The organism is Mycobacterium sp. 1164966.3 (assembly GCF_001665395.1).
In the GTDB taxonomy this organism is placed as follows: domain Bacteria; phylum Actinomycetota; class Actinomycetes; order Mycobacteriales; family Mycobacteriaceae; genus Mycobacterium.
In genome coordinates this window covers 1-1,100 of record NZ_LZSG01000052.1, presented here as the reverse complement: position 1 = coordinate 1,100, position 1,100 = coordinate 1, and the positions used below count along the sequence as shown (strand labels likewise).

Here is a 1,100-nt window from a genome sequence, read left to right as displayed (position 1 = left end):
CCAAGCTTTTCGAGGTGATGCGCAAGGCCGGCACGGCCCCGCTGTCCAACGCCGCCGCCGCGGCGGCCATCACCAAGCAAACCGGCGTATCGATCAGTCCGGCCTATCTGTGGCAGCTGAGAAGCGGCATCAAAAGAAACCCCACCGTCGCGCACTTACGGGCGATCGCAGAGTTTTTCGGTGTGCCGGCGTCCTACCTCATCGATCGCGACGCGGACCCGGCGATAGAGGCGCAACTCAACCTGCTGCAGGCGTTGCGCGACAACGGCGTCCGCGACCTGGCGGCGCGTGCATCTGGGCTGACTCCCCAGGCCCTCAAGAGCCTGGCGGCGATCATCGATCACCTTCGCGAACTCGAGCGGCTGCCCCCGATCACCTCTTCGCGCGCGGACCAATCCGACTAGCGCAGTGGGTCAGGGCCCGACCTGGCGGCTGACGAACTCACGCCGATCGCCGCTCAGCGGATCGGTGAACTCGATGCGCTGCGCCAACAACCGCAACGGCGCGCTGAAGTCGTCGGGCGCGACGTCAATGACGTTGGGATACAACGGATCGCCCTCAATCGGTATGCCCAGCGAGGCCATGTGCAGGCGCAGCTGGTGGGTGCGCCCGGTGCGGGGTGTGAGCCGGTCCAGCCCGTCGGGGGCCACCAGCTCGATCCGGGTCTCGGCGTTGGGCACGCCGGGTTCGCAGACCGCCTGTAAGTGACCGCGGCGCTTGATGATTCGGGTCTTCACCACGCGGGGCAACTCCAGCTCCGGATCGACGCCGGCCCGGGCCAGATACGTCTTGGCGACCAACCCGCGAGAGAACAGCGTCTGGTAGGCGCCGCGCGCCTCGCGCCGCGCGGTAAAGAGCAGCACCCCGGCGGTCAGCCGGTCGAGCCGGTGCGCCGGGCTCAGCTCCGGCAACCCCAGTTCCCGGCGCAGCCGCACCAGCGCGGTCTGCGCGACGTGGCGTCCACGCGGCATGGTGGCCAGGAAGTGCGGTTTGTCGACGACCACGATGTCGGCGTCGCGGTGCAGCACCGGGATGTCGAACGGGACGGACTCGGCCCGGCGCGGGGGCGGCTGCGCGGCGGTCCGGTGCTGGCCGAACTC

General features: G+C 69.3%; 2 protein-coding genes. One reads left to right on the top strand and one right to left on the bottom strand.

Annotated elements, in window-relative coordinates; all coding sequences use genetic code 11:
- On the top strand, window positions 1-404 hold a 404-nt coding region (locus A9W99_RS19720), incomplete at its 5' end, for a helix-turn-helix domain-containing protein (protein WP_067382019.1).
- Window positions 405-413: 9 nt separating this feature from the next.
- Here A9W99_RS19720 and A9W99_RS19715 read toward each other — a convergent pair.
- On the bottom strand, window positions 414-1,100 hold a 687-nt coding region (locus A9W99_RS19715), incomplete at its 5' end, for a pseudouridine synthase (protein ID WP_067382016.1).